The following is a 23,107-nucleotide window of genomic DNA, read 5'->3' as shown; positions in this document are numbered from 1 at the left end:
ACCGGAGGCATAAGTGGATATCGATATGAGCGCCCTGCGCATGCTCGTCCAAGAGCGTGACATCCCCCTGGAGAAACTGATGCCTGCCATTGAGCAGGCCCTGGTGCTCGCCTACCACAAGAGCCCCGGCGCCCTGCAGCAGGCCCGCGCCGAGGTCGACGCCCAGACCGGACATGTCACCATCTGGGCCAAGGAGCTCGACGAAGACGGCTCAGTGATCGGCGAGTTCGACGACACCCCGAAGAACTTCGGGCGCGTGGCAGCATCCACTGCCCGCCAGGTGATCATGCAGCGCATCCGTGACGCTGAGGATGACGCAGTCATCGGCGAGTTCAAGTCCAAAGAGGGCGAACTGGTCTCCGGCATCGTCCAGCAGGGCCGCAGCCCGCATACGGTCAAAGTCGACATCGGCGGTACTGAGGCCGATCTGCCCGTGCAGGAACACGTCCCGGGGGAGAACTACGCCCACGGTTCCCGCCTGCGGGCCTTCGTCGTCGATGTTCACCGCGGCTTCAAAGGGCCCCAGATCACCCTCTCCCGCTCACACCCCGGGCTGGTGAAGAAACTCTTCGCCCATGAGGTCCCCGAGATCGCCGAAGGTTCGGTGGAGATCACCTCCATCGCCCGCGAGGCCGGACACCGAACCAAGATCGCTGTGCGCGGCCACCAGCCGGGCATCAACGCCAAGGGCTCCTGCATCGGCGCGATGGGCTCCCGTGTTCGGGCAGTGATGACCGAGCTCAACGGGGAGAAGATCGACATCATCGACCACGATGACGACCCCGCCACCTTCATCTCCAACGCCCTCTCACCGGCAAAGGTGAGTTCTGTCACGGTGCTGGATGAGGCAACCCGGTCCGCGCGCGCCGTCGTCCCCGAGTACCAGCTCTCCCTGGCCATCGGCAAAGAAGGGCAGAATGCCCGCCTGGCAGCCAAGCTCACCGGCTGGCGGGTGGACATCATCTCCGATGCCAATGGTGCTACTGCGGCCACCGCTGCAGGAAACCCCTGAGTAACGCTGGTAGAGTTGTATGGTTCCTGTCCGGACCTGTATTGGCTGTCGCCAGCAGGTTGAACAGAACACTGTCGTCAGATTCGCGCTCGAGGGCGACCAGGTTGTCCTGGATGCCCAGCGGCGGAAGCCCGGCCGAGGCGCCTGGCTCCACCCGAGCCGCGGATGTATTGACACCGCGCTGCAGCGCAAGGCCTTCCACAGGGCTTTCCGGCAGCCGGTGCAGACGGCACAGATCAGCTTCGGCGCCGTCGAAGCATTGACCGTAAACGAGGAAAGCGGGTTGGAAAGAGATGAACACCCGATGAGCACCGACGGATGAGCGCCCAGTGATGAGCACCATTCATTCCGTCACGGAAGCAAGCACGCAAAACGGCCTGTTCCGATGAGCCGCTGACGTACGCCCCGCGTGGTCAGCGGGGCATCGCGCGGGCCAGACAAGGAGAACAGTGGCCAAGGCCCGCGTACATGAGATCGCCAAAGAGATCGGGATCTCATCCAAAGAAGCACTCGCGAAGCTCCAGGAGATGGGCGAATTCGTCAAATCGCCCTCCTCAACTGTTGAGCCCCCAGTAGCGAAGAGGCTGCGAGCAGCTTTCCCCCAGCAGGAGACTGCTCAGGAGAAGCCCGCAGAGAAGAAACCTGCCCCCAAGCCGGCACCTAAGCCCTCTGCTGCGCAGGAGAAGAAGAACGACGACGCCCCGGCCAAGCCCGCCGAGGCCGAGCAGCCGGCCGCAGAGGCCAAGACCGAGCAGCAGCCGACGGAGGAGAAGAAGTCCCAGGCTCCTAAGCCCGGTACTGCCGCACCGAAACCCGGTGCGCCCAAGCCCGGAGCTGAAAAGCCCAGCGCCAAGAAGCCCGGCCCCAAGCCGCCGACTCCCGGCCCGAAGCCTGCACCGAAGCCCGGTGCGCCCAAGCCCCGGGCAGCCGGCAACAACCCCTTCGGTATGTCCGCCGACCGGCCGGCACCCCGGCCCGGTGGGCCGCGTCCCGGCGGTCCCCGCCCCGGTGCACCGCGCCCGGGCAACAACCCCTTTGCCTCTAAACAGGGCATGCAGCGCGGTGACCAGCGTGGTGGACCCCGCCCCGGTCAGCGTCCCGGTGGGGGAGAGGGCCGTCCCGGTCCTCGCCCCGGCGCACCGAAGCCAGGTGCACCCAAGCCCTCGATGATGCCCGGTCAGACCCCCGGCGGACCCGCCGGAGGCCCTCCAGGGCGTGGCGGCCCAGGTGGCGGTCCCGGTGGACCCCCACGCGGTGGCCGCGGTGGCGGACGTGGCCGTGGTGGCGCAGCAGGCGCCTTCGGCCGCGGCGGCTCGAAGTCCAAGGCACGTAAGTCCAAGCGCGCAAAGCGCCAGGAGCTGGAGCAGAAGCATACCCGCGAAATCGGCGGTGTCCGCGTCCCCAAGGGTGACGGCAACACTGTCGTGCGGCTGCGCCGCGGCTCCTCCCTGGGTGACTTCGCCGAGAAGATCAACGCCGAGCCGGCAGCTCTGATCGCCGTGCTGATGAAGCTGGGCGAGATGGCAACTGCCAACCAGTCCCTGGATGAGGAGACCTTCCAGCTGCTCGGTGAGGAGCTCGGTTATAAAATCGAGATCGTCTCCCCGGAGGACGAGGACCGCGAACTGCTGGAATCCTTCGACATCAACCTGGAGGAGGAAGAGGCCGGCGAATCTGCCGAGGACCTCGAGGACCGCGCACCCGTTGTCACCGTCATGGGTCACGTCGACCACGGTAAGACCCGACTGCTGGACGCCATCCGCTCCTCCAATGTCACCGAAGGTGAGGCCGGCGGCATCACCCAGCACATCGGTGCCTACCAGGTGCAGGTGCCCCATGAGGGCGAAGACCGTGCACTGACCTTCATTGACACCCCCGGTCACGAGGCGTTCACCGCCATGCGTGCCCGTGGTGCCAAGGTCACCGATATCGCCGTGCTGGTCGTCGCCGCAGATGACGGCGTGATGCCTCAGACCGTTGAGGCGCTCAACCACGCCAAGGCGGCCAATGTGCCCGTCGTCGTCGCGGTCAACAAGATCGATAAGGAAGGCGCAGCCCCGGATAAGATCCGTGGTCAGCTCACCGAGTACGAGCTCATCCCCGAGGAATACGGCGGTGAGGTCATGTTCGTGGACGTCTCGGCACGTCAGAACAAGAACATTGACGAACTGCTTGAGGCTGTGCTGCTGACTGCCGATGCCGCACTGGAGCTGAAGGCTAACCCGGATAAGGAAGCCCGCGGTGTGGCCATTGAGGCCAACCTGGATAAGGGTCGCGGTGCCGTGGCCACTGTCCTGGTCCAGTCCGGAACCCTGCGGGTCGGCGACAATATGGTCGCTGGAACCGCCTTCGGCCGTGTGCGTGCGATGTTCGACGAGAACGGCGAACAGGTCAAGGAGGCCACTCCCTCCCGCCCGGTGCAGGTGCTGGGTCTGTCCACCGTCCCCCGGGCCGGCGACAGCTTCCTGGTCACCACCGATGACCGCACCGCCCGCCAGATCGCTGAGAAGCGTGAGGCAGCCGAGCGCAACGCCCTGCTGGCTAAGCGCCGTAAGCGCATCACCCTGGAGGACTTCGACCAGGCTGTTGCCGAGGGCAAGATCGACACCCTGAACCTGATCCTCAAGGGCGATGTCTCCGGTGCCGTGGAGGCCCTGGAAGACGCGCTGCTGAAGATCGACGTCGGCGACGAGGTCCAGCTGCGGGTCATCCACCGCGGTGTCGGTGCGATTACCCAGAACGACGTCAACCTGGCCACTGTCGATAACGCAGTGATCATCGGGTTCAACGTCCGGCCTGCTGAGCGGGTGGCCGAACTGGCCGACCGCGAGGGCGTGGATATGCGCTTCTACTCGGTGATCTACGCCGCCATCGACGATATCGAGGCAGCCCTGAAGGGCATGCTCAAGCCGGAGTACGAGGAGGTCGAACTCGGTTCGGCAGAGATCCGCGAGGTCTTCCGCTCCTCCAAGTTCGGCAATATCGCCGGTTCGATCGTCCGCTCGGGCATCATTCGCCGCAACGCCAAGGCCCGCCTGGTCCGCGACGGCAATGTGGTCACCGACAGCCTCACCATTGAGTCGCTGCGCCGGTTCAAGGACGATGCCACCGAGGTCCGCGACGGCTTCGAATGTGGTATCGGCCTGGGCAGCTTCAACGACATCAAGGAAGGCGACATCATCGAGACCTGGGAGATGCGCGAGATTCCGCGCACCTAACCCCTAGGTCTGTCACCCGACCCCTCGTTCGGTGGCGCAGTCTGACGGTACTTCGGCTCGAATATAGCCCTAGTTACAGTCAGACTGCGCCACCGAATGCATCTTCAGACTCCGTTAGTCTGGAGCTGAAACTTCTGAAAGGAGCGCATGATGGCTGATCCCGCACGCGCATCACGACTTGCTTCTCGCATCAAGGTGATCATCGCCGAGGCGCTGCGCACCCGCGTGAAGGACGACCGGGCCGAAATGGTCACCGTCACCGACGCCCGAGTCACCAATGACCTCCAGCACGCCTCTGTCTACTACACCGTGCTGGCACCGGACCCGGAGACCAAGGCCGGGGTCGAAGAGGTGCTGGCGGCGAACCAGGGCCTGCTGCGCCGGGAGATGGGCCGGCAGCTGAGCATCCGGCTGACCCCCACCCTGGAATTCGTGGCCGATGAGATCCCTGAATCCGCCGCCCACCTCGAGGACTTGCTGGCCAAGGCCCGGGAACAGGACGAGAAGGTCCGCGCCCTGCGCGAGCAGGCCGAGCCCACCTCGGAGTCGCCATACCGGACTGATGCGGACGCCGGTGAGGCGAACGCCCCCGGGGATCGTCCCGCACCCGAAGACCGGTAGGTCCGGTGGGCAAGAAGCAGAAGCCCGAGGAGCTGGAGGTCGGTTCCGGTCTTGTCCTGGTGGACAAGCCGGCCGGCTGGACCAGCCATGACGTCGTCGGTCGTATCCGGAAACTGGCCGGGACCCGCAAGGTCGGTCATTCCGGAACCCTGGACCCCATGGCAACCGGTGTGTTGGTGGTCGGCATCAACCGTGCCACCCGCCTGCTGACCCATATCGTGGGGGTGGATAAGACTTACACCGCCACCGTGCGGCTGGGGGAGTCCACAACCACCGACGACGCCGAGGGCGAGATCACCGCCCGGCATTTCGCCAATGCGGTCACCGAAGAGCGGGTCGAGGAAGCGGTGGCCCGACTGACCGGGCAGATCATGCAGGTTCCCTCCACAGTCTCGGCAATCAAGGTCGACGGCAAACGCGCCTATGACCGTGCCCGCTCCGGGGAAGAGGTTGAACTCGACGCCCGCCCGGTGACCGTCCACCGGTTTGAGGTCCACCAGCTGCGCAGACTCGACGGCGGCAAACTCGTCGAACTCGATATCGAGGTCCGGGTCTCCTCAGGAACCTATGTCCGCGCCCTTGCCCGGGACCTCGGCGAGATCCTGGAGACCGGTGGCCACCTCACCGCCCTGCGCCGTACCGCAGTGGGTCCCTACAGCGAAGACCAGTGCCTGAGCCTGGATCAGCTGGCCGAGGACTTCGGCTATATCGGACTGGCCGAGGCCGCCGGACAGCTCTTCCCCGCCCGCAATGTCAGCGCAGAGGAGGCCGAACACCTCCGGCACGGCCGCCGCATCACCGCCAGCGGGGATGCCGAGAGTGAGGAGCTCACCGCCGCCTTCGGCCCCGAAGGAGAGCTGATCGCCCTGCTGAAGGACATCCCCGCCACACCGGGGGCGTCGTCGTCGCCCGATGCTGCCAAAGCCGCAGTGGCCGGACCCGGGACGCTGCATGCCAAACCAGAGTTAGTTTTTGCGGTCTGAGGACCCTGCCCGCGGCGCTAGAATTAGTGTGAAATGACAACCATGTTTGTAATCGGCACGGTGATCTGTGCCCTGTCCACGCTGATCTGCTGGGCGATGACCGCAATCCGCAACCACCCAGCGGACTCCTCAATCGTCAGCCTCGCGGCCATCGAGTTGTACCTGGTGGTCTACGGGGTCTACGCCGGAATCCGGCAGGCCATGGGAGCCTCCATCGACGGTGAGGCGTGGGAGTTCTGGGGCTACATCATCTTCGCCCTGATGCTGCCGGTGGGTGTGTTCATCTGGGCCATGGTGGATAAGTCCCGCTGGTCGAATCTGGTGATGAGTTTCGTGGGCCTAGTGGTATTCGTGATGATCTATCGGATGGAGGAGATCTGGTGGGGAACAGTGATGTGAAAACTCCCCGCAACCGCGGGATCGGCATGCTGATCATCACCGCCTATGGGGTGTTCGCGGTCAGCTCCTTCGCCCGGGCCGGCTACCAGATTGTGCCGCTGCCCCAGGAGGATAAGGTCCAGTTCGCCGATGCGCCCCTGGCCCTGACGCTCAGCGCCTTCGCCGCGGCGGTCTACATCATCGCGACCCTGGCTTTGGCCCGGACCACCACCACCGCCTGGAAGGTGGCAATGGTCGCGGTGCTGATCGAGATGATCGGTGTGATCGGCGTCGGCGCCTGGACCCTGGTGCAGCCCGAACTCTTCGAGGTGGCCACCGTATGGGGAGGCTTCGGGCGCGACTACGGCTTCATCCCCCTGATCCTGCCATTTGTCGGGCTGTTCTGGCTGCTGAAGCACCGGCCGGCACACAGCCCGTAGGATGGGGCCGTGCAGATTTTCAACGGGCTGGAGGAGATCCCCAAAGACTTCGGGGCCACAGCACTGACCATCGGCAATTTCGACGGCGTGCACCTGGGCCACCAGCATGTGCTCACCCGACTGCTGGAGGCCGCCCGGCAGCGCGAAGTCGCCGCGGTAGCCATCACCTTCGACCCCCACCCGGCCTTCATCCACCGGCCGGAGGCAGTGCCCGATCTGCTCACCGGAACCGGGGAGAAACTCGCCCGTCTGGAGGCCGCAGGGCTCGATGCGGTGCTGGTGCTGAACTACACCGAGGAACTGGCTGGGTTGACCGCCGAAGAATTCGTGGCAACCTACTTTGTGGAGGCGCTGAAACCTGCGGCCGTAGTGGTCGGCCACGATGTGCGGCTGGGCCGGAACAACCACGGGGACTTCACAACCCTGGAGGAGCTGGGTGCAAAGCATGGTTTCGAGGTCATCGGAGTCGATGATTACGAGATCCCCGCCCCGGACCTGCCCGAGGTCGGCGGACAGTCACTGAGCCCCCGGTGTTCCTCCACTGCCATCCGCACCGCGCTGACCCATGGCGATGTCGCCGCCGCCGCTCATATGCTGGGTCAGCCCCATACTGTCACTGGGGAGGTCGTGCACGGTGAGGCCCGCGGCCGCGAACTGGGATTCCCCACCGCCAACCTTAGCCAGGATGCCGAGGGCATGGTGCCCGCCGATGGCGTCTACGCTGGCTGGGTGACCGTCCCCGAGGGCAAGGGCGGGGTAGTGCACCGCTGGCCGGCAGCGATCTCCGTGGGGTCGAATCCGACCTTCGACGGTGTGGCCCGCGTGGTGGAGGCCCATGTGATTGACCGCAGCGATGAGCGCATCGAGGACTTTGATCTCTACGGCCGGCATATCCGGGTGGAGTTTGTGGAGCGACTGCGCGGCATGGTCGCCTATGAGGGCGTGGAGAAGCTCATCGCCCAGATGAACCAGGACGTTGAGCAGACTCGCCATATTTTGGCTGAAGCCCCGGCCGGCCTGGAGCGGCCCCTGCCATGAGCGGGCCAGCGGTCACCGGCGGCACTGGGGGCACAGTCTCACCGCGGCGGCCCAAAGCCCGTACCGACGCTGAACCGCCGATCACTGATCCGGCCCAGCGTAAACGTCTGGGGCGCTCCTTCGCTGAGGACCAGTCGGCAGCTGAGGCTGAACTCTATGACCGGCTCCGTCCGCGCTATCCCGAGGCCGCGGTACGGGATCTGCTGGCTGCCGCCGGGCCGAGCGGGGCACCGAAGGCTGTGGACCTCGGGGCCGGTACCGGGATTCTGACCCGCCAGATGCTGGCCGCCGGGGCTGATGTGGTCGCCGTCGAACCCAGTGAACCCATGCTGGAGATCCTGCTGCGCACCTCAGCGGAACTGGTGGGGGAGCGGGGAGTCGGGGCTGACCGACCACGGGTTGAGGGCGTGCAGGCGGTGGCTGAGCAAACAGGCCTACCGGATAACAGTGCTGATGTGGTGACAGTGGCCCAGGCCTGGCATTGGTTCGACCACCAGAAGGTGCTGCCGGAGATCGCCCGGATCCTGAAGCCATCGGGTGTGCTGGCGATCATCAACAACAACATCGACACCACCGAGGAGTGGGTCCACCGGCTGACCCGGATCATGCGGTCTGGGGATGTGCGCCGTCCCGGTGAGGAGCCGAAGCTGGACCCTGGACTTTTCGGGCAGGTCGAGACGACGGAGTATCCGCTGGTGCAGACGCTCTCCGCGGAGGATCTGCATGGGCTGACCGCTACCCGCAGCTCCTGGCTGGCGGCCAATGAGAAGGAACGGGCCCGACGACGCGGCAATCTGGAGTGGTATCTGCATGAGCATCTGGGCTACGCCGAGGATGCCGTCATCGAACTTCCCTATATCACCGCCCTGCACCTGAGCACCGTCAAGGAGACCCAGTGATGACCGGCCCTCTGCTGAGATCAGCCAAACCCCTGGTTGCCGCACCGATGGCCGGTGGGCCCAGCGGGGTGCCGCTGGCCGAGGCAGTCGCCGGAGCCGGGGCATTTCCTTTTCTTGCCGGTGGGTATAAGACCCCGGAGGCGCTGATCGAGCAGATCGCCCAGGTGCGGAAGCTCGGAGTGGACTTCGGGGTGAATCTCTTTGTGCCTGACCGGATGAGCGTGGACCCAGAGGTACTCGCGAACTACGCGGCAGAACTGCAGCCGGAGGCTGATGTCTACGGGCTCTCCCTGGATCCTGAACCGGTTGAGGATGAGGACTATTGGCAGCAGAAACTGGATCTGCTCACCGAGAACCCGGTGCCGGTGGTTTCCCTGACCTTCGGTGTGCCCGCCGCGGCTGAAGTGCAGCGCCTGCAGGCAGTGGGAAGCACGGTCCTGGTCAGTGTCACCACCGCTGAGGAGGCCGCAACTGCCCAGGGACTGGGTGCTGATGGTCTGGTGGTTCAGGGGCCGCTGGCCGGTGGGCACAGCGCCACCCATGATCCCAGCCGGATCCCAGAGACTGTGGAGACTGCCCAGTTGGTGGCCAGCATTGCTGAGGCGGTGCCGCTCCCGGTCGTCGGAGCCGGGGGAGTGGATGGACCGGCCACAGTCCGTCGAATCCTGTCGGCCGGGGCTGAGGCCGTTGCCGTGGGCACGCTGCTGTTGCGCACTGATGAGGCTGGGACCTCACCGACCCATCGTCAGGCGCTTGCTGATCCCAGGTTTGAAAGAACAGCGCTTACCCGTGCGTTTACTGGGCGTCCGGCCAGGGGATTGCGCAATGGGTTCATCGACCGGCATCCGGAGGCTCCAGTGGCCTATCCCGCGGTACACCATCTCACCAAGGGGCTGCGCCAGCAGGCAGGTCAGGCTGGCGATGCCGATCGACTGCACCTCTGGGCCGGAGCCGGGTTCCGCAATGCCCCGGCAGGGCCGGCGGCAGCGGTGATCGACTGGCTGACCGACGGTCTCTGAGCTGGAAGCAGCTCACATGCGCCGGGGACAGGTAGCGGTGTAGACTAGATGATTGCTGTGCTGCAGTCCGCGGTGGCCCAGCACCAGGCTCGCCTGGAACGCATTGAACGCGGTACGAGATTCTAGGAGCATATCCATGGCTTTGGATCCCGCTGTCAAGCAGCAGATCATCGAGGAATACGCCACTCATGAGGGCGACACCGGTTCTCCCGAGGTCCAGATCGCAGTGCTGACCCGCCGCATCTCCGACCTCACCGAGCACCTCAAGGAGCACAAGCAGGATCACCACACCCGCCGTGGTCTGATGGTTCTGGTTGGTCGCCGTCGCCGTCTGCTCAAGTACCTCGAGCGCAAGGACATCGAGCGCTTCCGTAACCTGAAGAAGCGCCTCGGCATCCGCTGACCAGCTTCTTTAGCGCGTAAGCGCAGCCAAACGGGCGATCCCATCAAGGGGTCGCCCGTTTTTGTATTCTCCCTGGGTTCCTCGACGACTGAAGCAGTGGCAGACTCACTGGGAGACCGCGTGAACTCGGGTACACCACAGGAGAGGAACGAGGAACACAGTGACTGACACGATTGCCACCGCTCTGGTCGCCGAACTGGAACGCCACGGAATCACCCGGGGCTACGGTGTGCCAGGGGAGAGCTACCTAGCTGTCCTGGACGCCCTCTATGAATCACCTATCGAGGTCATCACCTGCCGGCAGGAGGGTGGGGCCTCTTATATGGCCATGGCCGAGGGGCGGCTGACCAATACCCCTGGCCTCCTACTGGTCACCCGCGGTCCCGGAGCATCCAACGGCATGATCGGTATTCACTGTGCCTATGAAGAGGGTGTGCCCATGGTCGCCGTCGTCGGTCTTCCCGCACATGCCGCCCGTGGCGTGCGGTCCTTCCAGGAGTTCGACTTCGAGCAGTGGTTCAACGCCACAGCCAAACATGTGGTGGTCCTAGACGAACCCGAACAGGCCCGGTATGCGGTGGACAACGCCCTGCGAATCGCCTCAAGCGGCCGGCCCGGCCCCGTGATCATCGGGGTGCCAGAGGACATCCTCCTTCAGGAGGTGCCCCCTGCCCCGGAACGAAAAACACCGACGACGGTCACACCAGGGGAGCCAGCCGGAGCTCGGGGAGCCATCTCCGCCCTTGAAACCACAGTGGACACCGCCGAGCGTCCAGTGATCGTTGTTGGAGACGATGCACTCAGTGAAACCGGAGCCCGTCGGCTGGAAGCCTGGTGCAGGCAGCGTCAGATCCCCACTGTCGCCGATTTTCGCTGCTATGCCCTGGTCAACACCGAGGCAGAGACATATGTCGGTGCCCTCGGCATGGGGCAACCCTGGCCACTGACCGAATGGATCAGCGAGGCCGACCACATCATCTACCTAGGCTGCGTACGGTCCGAGGCCAATAGCGGTCACTACGCCCCCGCCTATGACAAACCCACCACCATCATCGGATCCCCGGAACTGTTGCCCTTCCACGGGGGGCGGGTCGACGAGCTGATCGATATCCGCAGCGACCTCCTCTGCCGGGGCCTGAGCGAGACTGAGGCGGAGGCCGCTGTGCCGCAGGAGCGTAGTCAGTGGCTGGCCAGGGCAAGGCAGGCCTATCTGCCCACCCGCGATGTTGAGGCGGCCACAGCCCCCGGCGGCAGGCTCGAGCCATACCGGACAGCTGGCCGAATGACCGGCGCCATCCGCGACCTCCTGCCCGAGGGCACCATCGTCACCTTCGGTGCCGGCACCTTTACCGGGGTGCCCCAGACCCTCATACCACCGAAGACCCATAAAGGTGTGCTCGGCAATAAGAACGGCTCCATGGGCTTCGGGGTACCTGCCGGGATCGCGGCGAAACTCGCCCGGCCGGAGGCCCCGGTGCTGATCTATTCCGGCGACGGCGATTTCCTGATGAATGGCCAGGAGCTGGCCACTGCGGCCATGTTCGGCGCAGCCGTTGTGGTTGTAGTTGTCGACAACAGCCGCTACGGCACCATCCGGAACCACCAGGAGCGTGACTTCCCCGGACGGGTCAGCGGAACCGACCTCCAGAACCCGGACTTCCGGCTCTACGCGGAAGCCTTCGGAGGGCGGTACCTCGACGCCGAGGAAGTCACCGAAAACCCGGCACTGTTTACCGAGGCCCTAGAGGATTCCAGCCGCTTCACGCTCATCCACGCCCGCGAGCACTAGGCGGCCGGAACTGAGGTCAGCCCTCGGGATTGGTATACGAGGTCTTATGCCGGGTGTAGAACTCCCGGGCCGCCCGGCCCTGCTCCCGGGGGCCGTAGCTGGAGGCCTTCCAACCACCGAAGGAAACATGCGGGTCAACACCTGCAGTGGGTGCATTGACCATAACCATGCCCGCCTGCGCCCGCTGCTTGAAGTCTGTAGCCCGGGCCAAGCTGGATGTGCAGATCCCGGATGAGAGCCCGTAGTCGACGTCGTTGGCCACTGCGAGCGCTTCCTCGTAGTCGGCGACCTTGATCACCGAGGCCACCGGGCCGAAGACCTCCTCCTGGTTGATTCGCATGTCATTGGAGGTTCCGGTGATCAGTGCGGGCTCCATGTAGTAGCCGGGAGTCTCCAGCTCGAGCCGGTTGCCGCCGTAGACCTCGCCACCCTCCTTGCGGGCGATCTCCACGTATTCGAGGTTGCCCTCCAGCTGGGATTCGTTGGAGACCGGGCCGATCACAGTGCCCTCGGCAGTGGCGGAACCGACGGTGAGCCCTGTCATCTTCTCCTTGAGGCGGGAGACGAACTCATCGTGGATACCGGCGGTGACAATCAGACGGGAGGAGGCCGTGCACCGCTGGCCGGTGGAGAAGAAGGCACCGTTGATGGCGATATCGGCTGCCTTGTCGAGATCGGCATCCTCGAGCACCACTAGCGGGTTCTTTCCGCCCATCTCGCATTGGACTTTGACGCCGTTGGCCGCACAGGAGGCTGCCACCCCGCTGCCGACCGCTTGGGAGCCGGTGAAGGTCACGGCATCAATCTCGGGGGATTCGGCGATGGCCGAACCGACTTTGGAACCCGGACCCATCACCAGGTTCAGTACGCCGGCGGGGACGCCGGCCTCGTGGAGGATATTCGTCAGCTCCCAGGCGCACCCCGGGGTGAGATCAGCCGGCTTGAACACCACAGCGTTGCCGAAGGCCAGGGCTGGGGCAATCTTCCAGGCGGGAATGGCGATCGGGAAGTTCCAGGGGGAGATGACGCCGACGACGCCGAGGGGCTCGCGGGTCAGTTCCACCTGCAGGCCCGGACGGATGGAATCGACGATCTCACCGACATTGCGCACGGCTTCACCGGCGAAGAAGTGGAAGAGCTGCGCGGCTCGGCCCACCTCGGCCTTGGCCTCACCCAGAGGTTTGCCCTCCTCACGCGCCAGCAGTTCGCCGAGCTCATCAGCACGCTCCTCGATGGCCCGGGCTGCTTTGTCCAGCACGGTGAATCTCAGCTGGGGGCTTGCGGCGGCCCATTCCGGCTGTGCTGCTCGAGCTGCAGAGATGGCACGGGCGACGTCTTCTGCGCCGCCGACTGCGTATTCACCGATGACCTCCTCGGTATTCGAGGGGTTGATATTGGGGCGGTACTCGGAGGCGCTGACCCATTCGCCGTTGATCAGGTTGTCGAACTTCTTGCTGCTCATGATCTCTCTCCTCGTATTCGGCGAGCGCCTCGGGGGCTCGCGGGATCGGTGTTACGCAGCGGGCTGCCGCGCCATCGGTGATCGCACAGTCGCTAGCGTAGACAGATGGCCGTGTGCAGCCAATAGGTATCCGCGATTCGACTACAACATATTTATCAGGAAGGTCGCCGCCTGACGTTGGCGATCTCCTTATTGCTCATACCCCGGGCTACTCGCTCGGTAACCTGCTGTTCCCGCAGTGAGAGCAGGGCCAGGGCCGGGGGTTGCGCTGAGGGCCGGCTCTTCGTTGCAGAAAGCTTCGGTGCTGCAGAACTCGGAGCGGGGTGCCGCGTCTGGGCCTGGCCAAAGGATTCCGGTCGGGCCTGCTTCATGAGATCGCGGGCCTGAGCCTCCAGAGACTTGGCCCCGCCGTCGCCATCTGGTTGAGTCGGCCGCAGCGGAGGCAGCGAATCCATGTACTGTGCCAACTGGCAGAAAGCCGCCATCGCCTCTTTGGGCTGATTCTCCGCCCAGGCCTGGAAAGCCTTCAGATACGCAGTAACGGGGTTCTGCGCGCCCTCCAGCAGGGGAGTGCCTCCAGTGGACCGTGCAACGGAGGGCAGCATCTCCGGCATCCCTGAGTAGAACAGCTCCCGGGTGAGCACCATGGTCGGTTTCACCCCAATCGACCACCAACCGGCGCCGGAGGCGCGCATCGCCAGCAGATGCTCCACCGCCTTGGCATGATCATTGGCGGCGATGGCGCCCCAGGTCCGCACCCACGGGATCAAAGCGGTGACCACCGTCCCGGGATGTTCAACCTCTTCCAGCTGGCGGAGAATCCCCTCTGCGGTGGTCTAATCCCCGCGTGCAGCCGGGACCAGGGCAGAGAGCGCATAGGCGACAAGCGAACCGGAGGTCTCATGATCGACAAGCGCCAGCCGGTGGCGGGTTTGCTGATCGTGGGCCTGGAGAGATGGGGCCATAGTGGCCAGGAGTGTCCCGAACCCCGGTTCGGTGCGGGCCCGCCTGATGGCCGGCAGTAGGGCTCGTTTGCCCAGCGGGGTTTTGCGCAGCTGGTCAGCCACCCGATCCAGCAGGGTCGGGAAGCCATCGGTATGGCGTTTCAGCAACTGGGCGGCCTCTGCGCCAGCGGGGAAGCCGAGGGAGGTTCCGAGATAGCTACGGACTTCAGAGGTGGTCAAGGGTTCCAGGGGGATATAGGTGCCCCGGGCGCTGGCCTCGACCAGCTGGACCAGACGGCGGACCTCCGGGTCGCATCGTTGGGCGCATGGTCGCGATCAGTAGCAGCGGTCCGCGGTCTAAGGTGCTCAGCCCCTGCCAGAGCACATCGGCTGAGACCTCATCAATGTGGTGCAGCTGCCCCAGAGTGATCAACGTGGGCTGACCCAAGCCTCAGATGGCGCTCTGCCAACCGCGCAGGACGTCGTCGGGCGCTTGGTCGGCGCCGCGGCTGCTCAAGGCATTCAGCGCTCCTGCCGGAGTTTCCTCAATCTCCCGGCCCAAGAACGCGGTGAACCGGGGTCAATCGGCGCAGTGTTTCAACGCCTCGTCAAGGAGGGAGGTCTTGCCCACCCCAGGCAGACCTTCAACCAACACGAACTGAGCTTGGCCCCCAGCCGCAGATCCCGCAGCGGCGTGGATCTGGGCGAGCTCATGGGCACGCCCGACGAAGGTCGGCTGCGAACCCCTCATGTGGTCCCCTTGGTTATGTACTCGGCAACTGAAGTGCAACAATCCGTTGCCGCATCCCTCTGTTTTCGAGGTTAGCAATGCGGCCAGGTCCAATAGTACGAAAATTCGTGGTTACAGCCAGCGAAATCCCCGTAGTGTCAGCATAAAACTACTGGTCAGAGCCAACACGTGAGCAGAAACTACTAGTTTGGAAGACTAGTAGTGCCGATACCGGCCGCGGCACTGTCGTTGGAGTTCGCCCGGTTATTGGCCGGCGGTTCGATTCAACGTGGTCAGCAGGCTGCGGAATCGTCGTCGTCCGTTGTCACTGAGCCTTACGAGCGTGTACCCATAACGGTCTTTGCGTTCCTTGCGGACTTGGACGAGCTCGCGCTCTTCGAGGTCGCGAATGATCTTGGACAGGTCTGGGGTAGACATGCCCGTGGCTTCCTGCAGTGCGGGGTAATCAGCCTGTTCGACTTGGTTCAGATAGGCCAGGGTGACGAATCGTTTAGGCGCCAGTAGGTGGGGGTCGAGTTCTTGATATCCCATGGAGTCAGCGGCGGATGAGAAGAACCAGGTAGATCACCAGAGCGACGGCGCTCGCCAAGCCACCCAGCAGAAACGCCTCAGGGAACTCGGCGGTGTGATCATGTCGGATTCCCCACCAGATGGGGATGATCAGGAAAGTGGGGAAGCTAGCAGAAAAAAGTAGCGTCAATGCGGGGAAGCGGGGCTCGTTGGCTCGTTCCCGCCGGTGGGAGATCCGCCAGCTTCCCAGGCTCAGTGCTGCGATTCCGGGGATGATAGCCCACCACGGACTGCCCGTGGTAGCCAGCAGGCCTGAGACTAGGGCCAGCAGAATGACCGAGACTGCCACAGTGTGGTCGGCGACGGTGAAGGCGCGGCGTGGAGGCTGGGGCACGCTGGCCAGGAGGTCGCGGGCTTGGTCAGGCGTTATTTCGTCCGTGGCGCCATGGGCTGGGTGGTGCTCCTTATTGCTCATAGGTGCCAGACTGGCATCTAGTTTCAAATATTGCAACTAGATGCACCTAAGAGTTTCTGAGGGTGGGTGTGCGTGGAGGGGGAGCTCGCCAACCCCCTGTACCTGCACTAAGTGTGCGACACTAGAGGGAGCAGCTGACACAGCCAATGACCGTACGATCAGCTAGGTCTGGTCCTCGGTAGTGGCTTACGGGAGTGCGTGAAGACACCGCGCCCGTGGGCTTCGATCGAAGACCGCCTCGCATTCGTTTCCGGGCTAGTGGGCTGTGTTGCGCTGTGCAACGCAATTCACAATGAAAGGAAACCCTTTTTCCATGCAGGGACCTGAGGTTCACTCTGCCGAAGCCGTGATCGACAACGGCAAATACGGCAAATCCACTATCCGTTTCGAGACCGGCCGCCTCGCCAAGCAGGCCGCCGGCTCCGCGCTGGTCACCTTTGACGAGGAGACCACCATCCTCTCGGCCACCACTGTGGGCAAGTCCCCCCGTGAGGGCTTCGACTTCTTCCCGCTGACCGTGGACGTCGAGGAGCGGATGTACGCCGCCGGTCGTATCCCCGGCAGCTTCTTCCGCCGTGAAGGTCGCCCCACCACTGACGCGATCCTGGCCTGCCGCCTGATCGACCGTCCGCTGCGGCCGGCGTTCAAGAAGGGCATCCGCAACGAGGTCCAGGTTGTTGAGACTGTGCTGTCCATCAACCCCGATGACCTCTACGACGTGATCGCCATCAATGGCGCATCCATGTCCACCCAGCTCTCCGGTCTGCCGTTCTCCGGTCCGATCGGCGGTGTGCGTGTGGCACTGATCGACGACGGCGACGGCGCCCAGTGGGTCGCCTTCCCGAAGCACTCTCAGCTGCAGACCGCCGTGTTCGACATGGTGGTTGCCGGCCGCATCGTCGGTGACGACATCGCAGTCATGATGGTTGAGGCCGAGGCCACCGATGACTCCTGGAAGCTGATCAAGGACCAGGGCAAGACCGCTCCGACCGAGGAGATCGTTGCTGAGGGTCTGGAGGCTGCTAAGCCCTTCATCAAGGTCCTCTGCGAGGCTCAGGCTGATCTGGCAGCCCGCGCCGGCAAGGAGCCGGTCGAGGTCCCGATCTTCAAGGACTACGAGGACGACGTTCTCGAGGCCGTGAAGGCAAAGGCCGAGGAGAAGCTGTCCAACATTTACCAAATCGCCGATAAGCAGGACCGCGAGACGGCCGACGCCGAGCTGAAGGCTGAGCTGGTCGAGGAACTGGCCGGCGAGGGCAAGGAGTTCGAGGGCCGCGAGGCCGAGATTGGCAAGGCCCTGGGCAGTGTGACCAAGCAGGTCATCCGCCAGCGCATCCTGCGCGACCAGGTCCGCATCGACGGCCGTGGCCTGGCGGATATCCGCCAGCTGACCGCTGAGGTCGAGGTCCTGCCGCGCGTGCACGGCTCGGCCATCTTCGAGCGCGGCGAAACCCAGATCATGGGTGTTACCACGCTGAACATGCTGAAGATGGAGCAGACCATCGACAGCCTGTCACCGGAGACCACCAAGCGGTACATGCACAACTACAACTTCCCGCCCTACTCCACCGGTGAGACCGGCCGGGTGGGCTCCCCGAAGCGCCGCGAGATCGGCCACGGTGCTCTGGCAGAGCGTGCCCTGGTGCCCGTGCTGCCCTCCCGCGAGGAGTTCCCCTACGCGATCCGCCAGGTCTCCGAGGCGCTGGGCTCCAACGGCTCCACCTCCATGGGCTCGGTCTGCGCCTCCACCCTGTCGCTGCTGAACGCCGGTGTGCCGCTGCGCGCCCCGGTTGCCGGTATCGCCATGGGTCTGGTCTCCGATGAGGTCGACGGCGAGACCCGCTACGCCGCCCTGACCGATATCCTGGGTGCTGAGGATGCCTTCGGTGATATGGACTTCAAGGTCGCAGGTACCCAGGAGTTCGTCACCGCCATCCAGCTCGACACCAAGCTCGACGGCATCCCCGCCAGCGTGCTGACTGCCGCCCTGAAGCAGGCCCGCGAGGCTCGCCTGCACATCCTGGGTGTTATCACCGCCGCGATCGACGCCCCCGATGAGATGAGCACGTTCGCTCCGCGGATCATCAGCGTCTCCGTCCCGGTGGACAAGATCGGTGAGGTCATCGGCCCCAAGGGCAAGATGATCAACCAGATCCAGGAGGACACCGGCACTGATATCTCCATCGAGGACGACGGCACTGTGCTGATCGGCGCCACCGATGGTGAGTCCGCTGAGGCTGCACGTTCGGCCATCAACGCCATTGCCAACCCGCAGGTCCCCGAGGTCGGCGAACGCTACCTCGGCACTGTGGTGAAGCTGACCAGCTTCGGAGCATTCATCAGCCTGACCCCCGGCAAGGACGGTCTGCTGCACATCTCCGAGCTGCGTAAGCTCAACGACGGCAAGCGCGTCAACGATGTCGAGGACGTGCTGGGCGTGGGCCAGAAGCTGCAGATTGAGATCTCCAAGATCGACGACCGCGGCAAGCTCTCCCTGATCCCGGTCACCGACGAAGAGGACGAGGGCTCCTCCGAAGAGAAGAGCTCCGTCAACCAGGTGGTCACCGAGGACGACGCCGAGTAAGGCTCATCACCTCGCTTCAAAGGGCCGGGCCGGTTCCCTCTTCAGGGAGCCGGCCCGGCCCTTTGCTTTAGGTCAGAGTGTTTCCCTTGGCGAAGGCTTTGGCTTTTGAACTAATCTCGTCTGAGTCAATCCCCAACTCGCGTGCTTGTGGGGCCCACTCCTCAACGCAGGAGGCAATACGGGCCAACTCCGAACGTGCTTGATGCGCGGTCATGCGGAAACTGTCTGCATGGTCTACCAGTAGGCGCAGATCGGAGTCGCCTGGGTCATCTTCAGGTGTTAGTGGAGTTTCGGACTCTCCGCGTGCTGAGGGGTTGACGTCAAATGAGGGAGCAATGCGCCAACCGTTGCCCTTCCAGAGCAGGCCGTGGTTGCGCATATGGTCATCGATGTTGTTGACCATTACTCCGAACGCGGCGCGAGTAAACAGTTCATGAGCGTCCTTGGATGGGCTTGCTGAAATGCTGGCTACACGCTGGGCCAGCGTAGCGTAGTCTTCTCGCTCGCCTTCCTCAAGCATGAACATCGTCTTGAAGCTCTGGTACGGAATTCGGCGGTTATCTACCCGGTCGAAACGTTTGGTGAGGAAGACCGATTCGTGGGGCCCCAGTCGAACTATATGACTGGGCATCGTGTTGATACCGGCCTGGGCCTGCAGGCGCAGCGCGACCAGTTCCCATGCGGAAACGTCTCCGGAGTCTGAGTTGCGAGGGAACTTGGCTAGCCACATCTCACCATCGTCGTCTCTGACCCAGGCTTTCGGGGCGGCTCCGCCTGGGGAGGAGCCAACCCCAATGAGGTGTCTTACCGAGTCGTCGATCTCTCCAGAGGCTTCGAACCGGGCAGCGGCTTCACGGAGCTCCTTGACCTCATGAACCCACGCTGTCTCGCCGCCTGTGTGTAGGAAAGTTCCGTTAACTTTGAAACGGAGGGCTCCCTGTCGAGTCTCATCACTGACAGCCAAAAGGAGGCCCAGGTCGTCGAGTGGTTGCAGGCGTTCCCCGTGGCGGCGGGCGGCATCCCGGCGTTCGGCAGTGATGAGGTCCCTACCCCATTTATCTGGAGCTGCGTCATCAAAAGAAAACGGGGTGTGCCGCCAGGTAAAGGGCTCCTGGGGTCCGCTGTGGAGTGGTAGCTCAGGGGAGATGGGGAAGGAGTCTGGATCAGCGAGCCACTGGTGACTGTAGGTGAAGATCAGACGGCGTTTGCCTGTGGGCAAGGTGACTGACTCAGCCGTACCAGCCAAGTTCTGGTCCATGAAAACTTCAATCATGAGGATTTCCTGGCCCGCTTCCGTTTCAGGAGCTCGGCTCGTGCTCGACCCACATCGTGGTTAAGGGGGTCAATTGACGAAACCATATGCTGGTCAATGCGGAGAACCTCCGCAATCCTCAGGACTGTTTCCAAGGCGACCTTCGGTTCTCCTCTTTCTGCCCGGCGCACTGCAGGCACGGATAGGCCGGCCCGCTCTGCCACTAGTTCTTGTGAAAGCCCCATGATGACTCTCCAAGATCTGAGGTGAGCGCCCAGTTTGGCGAGGTTCTCGTCTTCCTTCACAGTGAAAGAATAACCGATCGCCAGCGTTAGGTTAAGCCCCCTAAAGCAATGTCTAGATTGTGTTATGCCGTGGCGGCTTGGCCCAGGGCTGAGATGGCGATGTCGGGGAAATCGGTGGTGATGAAGTCGACGTCGTAGTCCAGGGATTCTTGGACACCGGACTCATCGTTGAGAGTCCAGATATTCAGCTGCAGCCCACGGGTCTTCCATTCCCGGACCTTGGCGGCGTTCTCCTCGGATTCGTGGACCCAGTCCCATTTGGGCGCGGCGACACCGACTAACCCGGCGTCGATGAGCTTGGCGTTATCCGCCCGACGTGGGCTGACCACTGCCATCAGCAGCTCCTTGGGCACACCGGCATCGACCAAATACTGAATAGACTCCGGGTCGAAACTGATGAATGAGATGCCTATCGTCGCGCCATCGGCCCCGGGAACATGCGAGTCCTCAGCTGACCACCCCACGGCGGTGAGATCCTCCAGGACACGCTGCTCCAGCAGTCGGCCGAAGGGATAGGGTTCCTTCATTTCAAGCAGCAGCCCGATGTCCTGACCTAGCCCCGCAACAGCAGCCAGCAGCTCCGGAAGGGTCATGAACTGATCAGCTGAGGTGCCGTATTCGGCCGGGATCTCCGCGCCCATCCAGGTGTGGAAGTCCAGGCTGCGCAGCTGCTCCAGGGTCAGCTGGTGAATCGGCACCGGTGGGCCGTCGCCGGGCTGTTCGAGCATATGAGCATGCGTGCAGACCACGTGGTGGTCGGCAGTGAGGTGAAGGTCGGTCTCGATGAGATCTGAACCGAGAGCGGCGGCATGAAGGAAGGCCGCCCGGGTGTTCTCTGCGAAGGCCCCGGAGGCCCCGCGGTGCGCTACGATCAGCGGTCTACTGCCACCGTCCATAGTCGGCACTCTACCGGAGAGCCCCGCGGCCTGGGGTTAGACTGAACGGCGATGTCACACAACAGCACAGCAGAAGCCCGCACCGCGCTGGAAGGCGCCTATGACCTCATCATTGAGCTGCAGCCCCGGCTGGATGAGCTGCGCACTGAGGTGACCCTCAAAGGTGATGACACCCCGGTGACTGCTGCCGATAAGTTGGTGCAGAACCAGGTGGAAGAATATCTGCGCGGCCGGCTCGATGACCTCACCTTCGTGGGGGAGGAGGACGAGGCTGGCTGGCACGAGGAACCCACCGGCTGGGTCGCTGTTGTGGATCCCATTGACGGAACCGAGAACTTCGCCTCCTCACTGCCGGAGTGGGGTACCGCCGTCGCAATCTTCAAAGACGGTGAGCACGCCGCGAGCATGATCGCCCTGCCTGAGCTGGGCAAACGCCTGATCACCGGGGATGAGGTGAGCTACCGCCAGTCGCGGATCACTGCCTTCTCCTCCGGGATCAGCGAGGAGCTGGTGCGTCAGATTTCGGAGACCCCGCAGTCCCGACTCTTCGGCGCAGCCGTCTACAACCTCTATAACGTGGTCACCGGCCGCCTGGCCCAGTTCGTCAACCCGGTCGGCGCGTTTTCCTGGGATCTGCTGGCGGGTCTGCAGCTGGCCCTGGAGCACGGCTGCAAGGTCACCGTGGACGGCAAGGACTACACCGGCTGGTACCTAGACCCCGGTGTGAAATACGCGGTGGATATCCGCCGGCCCTGACTACGGCTCGATCCATTCATCCCATGCGTTCTGAACGAAGGGGGTGGGCCAGGGGTCTTCCGGTATGTGGTTTTCGGTGACCTGGAGCTGCCAGGTGAAGTTCTGGTTTTCCAAGCGGCTCTCGAGGGCGTCTCGGATATTGTCCTTGGTGCTGAGGATGACCAGGGGCAGCTGATGTTCGGCCATGCCGAGGGCGTGGGCGAGGTTGCGGGGTGTGTAGTGCACGAAGAAAGCGCCATCGAGCAGCATGGCGTCGGTGACGAGCAGTTTGCCGGAGATGATCAGCGAGGTGCGGATCTGGGCCAGGGTTTCGTCTTCGAACTGAGCCCGAGTTGTGAGCTGGTTGAGCCGATCGCGCTGTGCCACTGAATCGAGGTCAGCGATCATGATCCGTCTCAGGTTGCTCTCGCTGAGCGTTTCTTCACTAGGACTGCCCATGGGGTCACCATAGACGGCATTTGCTACCGCCAGGTTTAACCAGCTCGGGGCGGTGTCGGCAGAGGACCGGTTTAGAACTCGGGTTTCATGCGCCACCAGAGACGCTTCCACCATGGAGCGTTCATCCGCTCCCAGAGTTCTAGCCGGTATTGGTCGGCCTTGACCGCAACGTCGCGGTCCAGGCGTGTGTCGTAATACCAGATGACGCCGCCCTTGGTATGCAGACGTGCTGGGTAGCCCTTGTCCCCCTTTGGGAGCTGGTTGACGGGGTCAGTGAAGGGCACGAACTCTTCGTAGTCCGTATCCATCGGAGATGTGGTCATGGGTGTTCAAGCCTCCCTCCCCTTCATTATTCGAGTATCCCGTAGATTGAGCGACTCGTCATCTCTCAGGGGTGCTGTTGGAATTCTTGTGGCGGACCATGGCTTGTTCATACACGACGTTGAATAGCTCTTCATCTATATGGTGGGTCATCTTGCTGCTAGCAATGGACTTGAGCGCGTCACAGCCAGCATCTCGGTCTTCTCCCCATTCAGATCGGGCTAGGTCAAAGGTCCATCGGGTCCGGTCCCACCACGAGTTGCGCTGATTGATGTAGCGACCTTGCCACCAGGAGAGAACAGCGGCGATGCCTCCAATAACACCGAGGATCGGCAGGAGTTCTACAAACAGCCCTAGGCCAGACATCGCTTTCCTCCCGGTTCTCGTCCTGTTGATGCCTTGACGCTAAGGGAACGAAGGCGGGGCAATCGGAATGCCTCACGCTGCTGTGGATGAGCCGGGGTGTTGTTCTCGGGAAGGCGTTCTCTGGGGAAACTTCCCCCCGGGAGAGCGGGAGTAGGTGAGACTCGGTCGATTCGAGGCCTAGTTGTAGTTCCTCGACACGTTGTGAACGGTCCGTGAGTTAAACAGAGACCTCCGGTATCGGTGTGTG

At 63.5% G+C, this 23,107-nt stretch carries 25 protein-coding genes; 13 read left to right on the top strand and 12 right to left on the bottom strand.

All coding sequences use genetic code 11. The features are described 5' to 3' along the window. Window positions 1-13: 13 nt before the first annotated feature. Window positions 14-1,012, top strand: coding sequence for a transcription termination factor NusA (gene nusA / locus HGQ17_RS14045; protein ID WP_168888582.1), 999 nt, complete (start codon window positions 14-16; stop codon window positions 1,010-1,012). Here the strand turns inward: nusA and HGQ17_RS15945 are convergent. Continuing rightward, on the bottom strand, window positions 981-1,355 hold the full coding sequence (locus HGQ17_RS15945; RefSeq protein ID WP_456093931.1) for a hypothetical protein: 375 nt from the start codon (window positions 1,353-1,355) through the stop codon (window positions 981-983). The genes nusA and HGQ17_RS15945 overlap by 32 nt on opposite strands. 106 nt (window positions 1,356-1,461) lie before the next feature. Here HGQ17_RS15945 and infB point away from each other — a divergent pair, with 106 nt between their 5' ends. From infB to HGQ17_RS15780, 10 genes are all read left to right on the top strand, one after another. Beyond that, a complete protein-coding gene (gene infB, locus HGQ17_RS14035) occupies window positions 1,462-4,230 on the top strand; it encodes a translation initiation factor IF-2 (RefSeq protein WP_168888580.1) in 2,769 nt (922 codons plus the stop codon). A gap of 150 nt (window positions 4,231-4,380) precedes the next feature. Continuing rightward, window positions 4,381-4,851 (top strand): 30S ribosome-binding factor RbfA, encoded by a 471-nt coding sequence (gene rbfA, locus HGQ17_RS14030; protein WP_168888579.1) that lies wholly within the window; start codon window positions 4,381-4,383, stop codon window positions 4,849-4,851. A gap of 5 nt (window positions 4,852-4,856) precedes the next feature. Further along, on the top strand, window positions 4,857-5,834 hold the full coding sequence (gene truB / locus HGQ17_RS14025; protein ID WP_168888578.1) for a tRNA pseudouridine(55) synthase TruB: 978 nt from the start codon (window positions 4,857-4,859) through the stop codon (window positions 5,832-5,834). A gap of 33 nt (window positions 5,835-5,867) precedes the next feature. Then, window positions 5,868-6,233, top strand: coding sequence for a hypothetical protein (locus HGQ17_RS14020; protein WP_168888577.1), 366 nt, complete (start codon window positions 5,868-5,870; stop codon window positions 6,231-6,233). Then, a complete protein-coding gene (locus HGQ17_RS14015) occupies window positions 6,230-6,652 on the top strand; it encodes a hypothetical protein (RefSeq protein ID WP_324615305.1) in 423 nt (140 codons plus the stop codon). The genes HGQ17_RS14020 and HGQ17_RS14015 overlap by 4 nt, the downstream gene beginning before the upstream one ends. Before the next feature lie 9 nt (window positions 6,653-6,661). Further along, on the top strand, window positions 6,662-7,690 hold the full coding sequence (locus tag HGQ17_RS14010; RefSeq protein WP_168888576.1) for a bifunctional riboflavin kinase/FAD synthetase: 1,029 nt from the start codon (window positions 6,662-6,664) through the stop codon (window positions 7,688-7,690). Then, window positions 7,687-8,589, top strand: coding sequence for a class I SAM-dependent methyltransferase (locus HGQ17_RS14005; RefSeq protein ID WP_168888575.1), 903 nt, complete (start codon window positions 7,687-7,689; stop codon window positions 8,587-8,589). The genes HGQ17_RS14010 and HGQ17_RS14005 overlap by 4 nt, the downstream gene beginning before the upstream one ends. Continuing rightward, on the top strand, window positions 8,589-9,608 hold the full coding sequence (locus HGQ17_RS14000; protein WP_168888574.1) for a nitronate monooxygenase: 1,020 nt from the start codon (window positions 8,589-8,591) through the stop codon (window positions 9,606-9,608). Before HGQ17_RS14005 ends, HGQ17_RS14000 begins: the two co-directional genes overlap by 1 nt. A 136-nt stretch (window positions 9,609-9,744) precedes the next feature. Continuing rightward, on the top strand, window positions 9,745-10,011 hold the full coding sequence (gene rpsO, locus HGQ17_RS13995; RefSeq protein ID WP_168888573.1) for a 30S ribosomal protein S15: 267 nt from the start codon (window positions 9,745-9,747) through the stop codon (window positions 10,009-10,011). Window positions 10,012-10,171: 160 nt separating this feature from the next. Beyond that, window positions 10,172-11,800, top strand: coding sequence for a thiamine pyrophosphate-dependent enzyme (locus tag HGQ17_RS15780; protein WP_168888572.1), 1,629 nt, complete (start codon window positions 10,172-10,174; stop codon window positions 11,798-11,800). A 16-nt stretch (window positions 11,801-11,816) separates the two neighbouring features. Here the strand turns inward: HGQ17_RS15780 and HGQ17_RS13985 are convergent, their stop codons facing one another. The 6 genes from HGQ17_RS13985 to HGQ17_RS13960 form a co-directional block, all read right to left on the bottom strand. Continuing rightward, the gene (locus tag HGQ17_RS13985; protein WP_168888571.1) at window positions 11,817-13,262 is read right to left on the bottom strand and encodes an aldehyde dehydrogenase family protein; all 1,446 of its coding nucleotides are present in this window, start codon (window positions 13,260-13,262) and stop codon (window positions 11,817-11,819) included. A gap of 155 nt (window positions 13,263-13,417) precedes the next feature. Further along, window positions 13,418-14,020, bottom strand: a complete 603-nt coding sequence (locus HGQ17_RS13980) for a response regulator transcription factor (protein WP_168888570.1) — start codon at window positions 14,018-14,020, stop codon at window positions 13,418-13,420. Between the two features lie 78 nt (window positions 14,021-14,098). Next, window positions 14,099-14,446 (bottom strand): hypothetical protein, encoded by a 348-nt coding sequence (locus HGQ17_RS13975; protein WP_168888569.1) that lies wholly within the window; start codon window positions 14,444-14,446, stop codon window positions 14,099-14,101. 340 nt (window positions 14,447-14,786) lie between these two features. Then, window positions 14,787-14,957: an ATP-binding protein gene (locus HGQ17_RS13970; RefSeq protein WP_168888568.1), complete on the bottom strand. Its 171-nt coding sequence runs from the start codon at window positions 14,955-14,957 to the stop codon at window positions 14,787-14,789. 243 nt (window positions 14,958-15,200) lie between these two features. Next, the gene (locus tag HGQ17_RS13965; RefSeq protein ID WP_168888567.1) at window positions 15,201-15,488 is read right to left on the bottom strand and encodes a transcriptional regulator; all 288 of its coding nucleotides are present in this window, start codon (window positions 15,486-15,488) and stop codon (window positions 15,201-15,203) included. Window positions 15,489-15,492: 4 nt separating this feature from the next. Then, window positions 15,493-15,942 (bottom strand): hypothetical protein, encoded by a 450-nt coding sequence (locus HGQ17_RS13960; RefSeq protein WP_168888566.1) that lies wholly within the window; start codon window positions 15,940-15,942, stop codon window positions 15,493-15,495. Between the two features lie 313 nt (window positions 15,943-16,255). Between HGQ17_RS13960 and HGQ17_RS13955 the strand changes: the two genes are divergently transcribed. After that, on the top strand, window positions 16,256-18,526 hold the full coding sequence (locus HGQ17_RS13955) for a polyribonucleotide nucleotidyltransferase (protein ID WP_168888565.1): 2,271 nt from the start codon (window positions 16,256-16,258) through the stop codon (window positions 18,524-18,526). Between the two features lie 67 nt (window positions 18,527-18,593). Here the strand turns inward: HGQ17_RS13955 and HGQ17_RS13950 are convergent, their stop codons facing one another. The 3 genes from HGQ17_RS13950 to HGQ17_RS13940 form a co-directional block, all read right to left on the bottom strand. Further along, a complete protein-coding gene (locus HGQ17_RS13950; protein WP_168888564.1) occupies window positions 18,594-19,799 on the bottom strand; it encodes a type II toxin-antitoxin system HipA family toxin in 1,206 nt (401 codons plus the stop codon). Continuing rightward, window positions 19,796-20,083, bottom strand: a complete 288-nt coding sequence (locus HGQ17_RS13945; RefSeq protein ID WP_168888563.1) for a helix-turn-helix domain-containing protein — start codon at window positions 20,081-20,083, stop codon at window positions 19,796-19,798. The genes HGQ17_RS13950 and HGQ17_RS13945 overlap by 4 nt, the downstream gene beginning before the upstream one ends. 62 nt (window positions 20,084-20,145) lie before the next feature. Next, window positions 20,146-20,979: a glycerophosphodiester phosphodiesterase gene (locus HGQ17_RS13940; protein ID WP_168888562.1), complete on the bottom strand. Its 834-nt coding sequence runs from the start codon at window positions 20,977-20,979 to the stop codon at window positions 20,146-20,148. 51 nt (window positions 20,980-21,030) lie between these two features. On the opposite strand from HGQ17_RS13940, the gene HGQ17_RS13935 reads away from it, so the two are divergent. Continuing rightward, window positions 21,031-21,735, top strand: coding sequence for an inositol monophosphatase family protein (locus HGQ17_RS13935; RefSeq protein WP_168888561.1), 705 nt, complete (start codon window positions 21,031-21,033; stop codon window positions 21,733-21,735). Here the strand turns inward: HGQ17_RS13935 and HGQ17_RS13930 are convergent, their stop codons facing one another. Both HGQ17_RS13930 and HGQ17_RS13925 read right to left on the bottom strand, forming a co-directional pair. Beyond that, the gene (locus tag HGQ17_RS13930) at window positions 21,736-22,173 is read right to left on the bottom strand and encodes a hypothetical protein (RefSeq protein WP_168888560.1); all 438 of its coding nucleotides are present in this window, start codon (window positions 22,171-22,173) and stop codon (window positions 21,736-21,738) included. A 71-nt stretch (window positions 22,174-22,244) separates the two neighbouring features. After that, entirely contained in the window at window positions 22,245-22,496 is a 252-nt protein-coding gene (locus HGQ17_RS13925; protein WP_168888559.1) for a hypothetical protein, read from the bottom strand. Window positions 22,497-23,107: the final 611 nt, after the last annotated feature.

Source organism: Nesterenkonia sedimenti (assembly GCF_012641515.1).
Taxonomy (GTDB): Bacteria; Actinomycetota; Actinomycetes; order Actinomycetales; family Micrococcaceae; genus Nesterenkonia; species Nesterenkonia sedimenti.
The sequence above is the reverse complement of the archived record's forward strand: the minus strand, read 5'-3'. Positions and strand labels throughout refer to the sequence as shown.

Coding starts and splice junctions, on each gene's coding strand:
- HGQ17_RS15945 (WP_456093931.1), bottom strand. CDS start 1,355: ATGGTGCTCATCACTGGGCGCTCATCCGTCGGTGCTCATCGGGTGTTC.
- rbfA (WP_168888579.1), top strand. CDS start 4,381: ATGGCTGATCCCGCACGCGCATCACGACTTGCTTCTCGCATCAAGGTG.
- HGQ17_RS14020 (WP_168888577.1), top strand. CDS start 5,868: ATGACAACCATGTTTGTAATCGGCACGGTGATCTGTGCCCTGTCCACG.
- HGQ17_RS14005 (WP_168888575.1), top strand. CDS start 7,687: ATGAGCGGGCCAGCGGTCACCGGCGGCACTGGGGGCACAGTCTCACCG.
- HGQ17_RS14000 (WP_168888574.1), top strand. CDS start 8,589: ATGACCGGCCCTCTGCTGAGATCAGCCAAACCCCTGGTTGCCGCACCG.
- rpsO (WP_168888573.1), top strand. CDS start 9,745: ATGGCTTTGGATCCCGCTGTCAAGCAGCAGATCATCGAGGAATACGCC.
- HGQ17_RS13985 (WP_168888571.1), bottom strand. CDS start 13,262: ATGAGCAGCAAGAAGTTCGACAACCTGATCAACGGCGAATGGGTCAGC.
- HGQ17_RS13970 (WP_168888568.1), bottom strand. CDS start 14,957: ATGAGGGGTTCGCAGCCGACCTTCGTCGGGCGTGCCCATGAGCTCGCC.
- HGQ17_RS13965 (WP_168888567.1), bottom strand. CDS start 15,488: ATGGGATATCAAGAACTCGACCCCCACCTACTGGCGCCTAAACGATTC.
- HGQ17_RS13960 (WP_168888566.1), bottom strand. CDS start 15,942: ATGAGCAATAAGGAGCACCACCCAGCCCATGGCGCCACGGACGAAATA.
- HGQ17_RS13955 (WP_168888565.1), top strand. CDS start 16,256: ATGCAGGGACCTGAGGTTCACTCTGCCGAAGCCGTGATCGACAACGGC.
- HGQ17_RS13950 (WP_168888564.1), bottom strand. CDS start 19,799: ATGATTGAAGTTTTCATGGACCAGAACTTGGCTGGTACGGCTGAGTCA.
- HGQ17_RS13940 (WP_168888562.1), bottom strand. CDS start 20,979: ATGGACGGTGGCAGTAGACCGCTGATCGTAGCGCACCGCGGGGCCTCC.
- HGQ17_RS13935 (WP_168888561.1), top strand. CDS start 21,031: ATGTCACACAACAGCACAGCAGAAGCCCGCACCGCGCTGGAAGGCGCC.
- HGQ17_RS13930 (WP_168888560.1), bottom strand. CDS start 22,173: ATGGGCAGTCCTAGTGAAGAAACGCTCAGCGAGAGCAACCTGAGACGG.
- HGQ17_RS13925 (WP_168888559.1), bottom strand. CDS start 22,496: ATGACCACATCTCCGATGGATACGGACTACGAAGAGTTCGTGCCCTTC.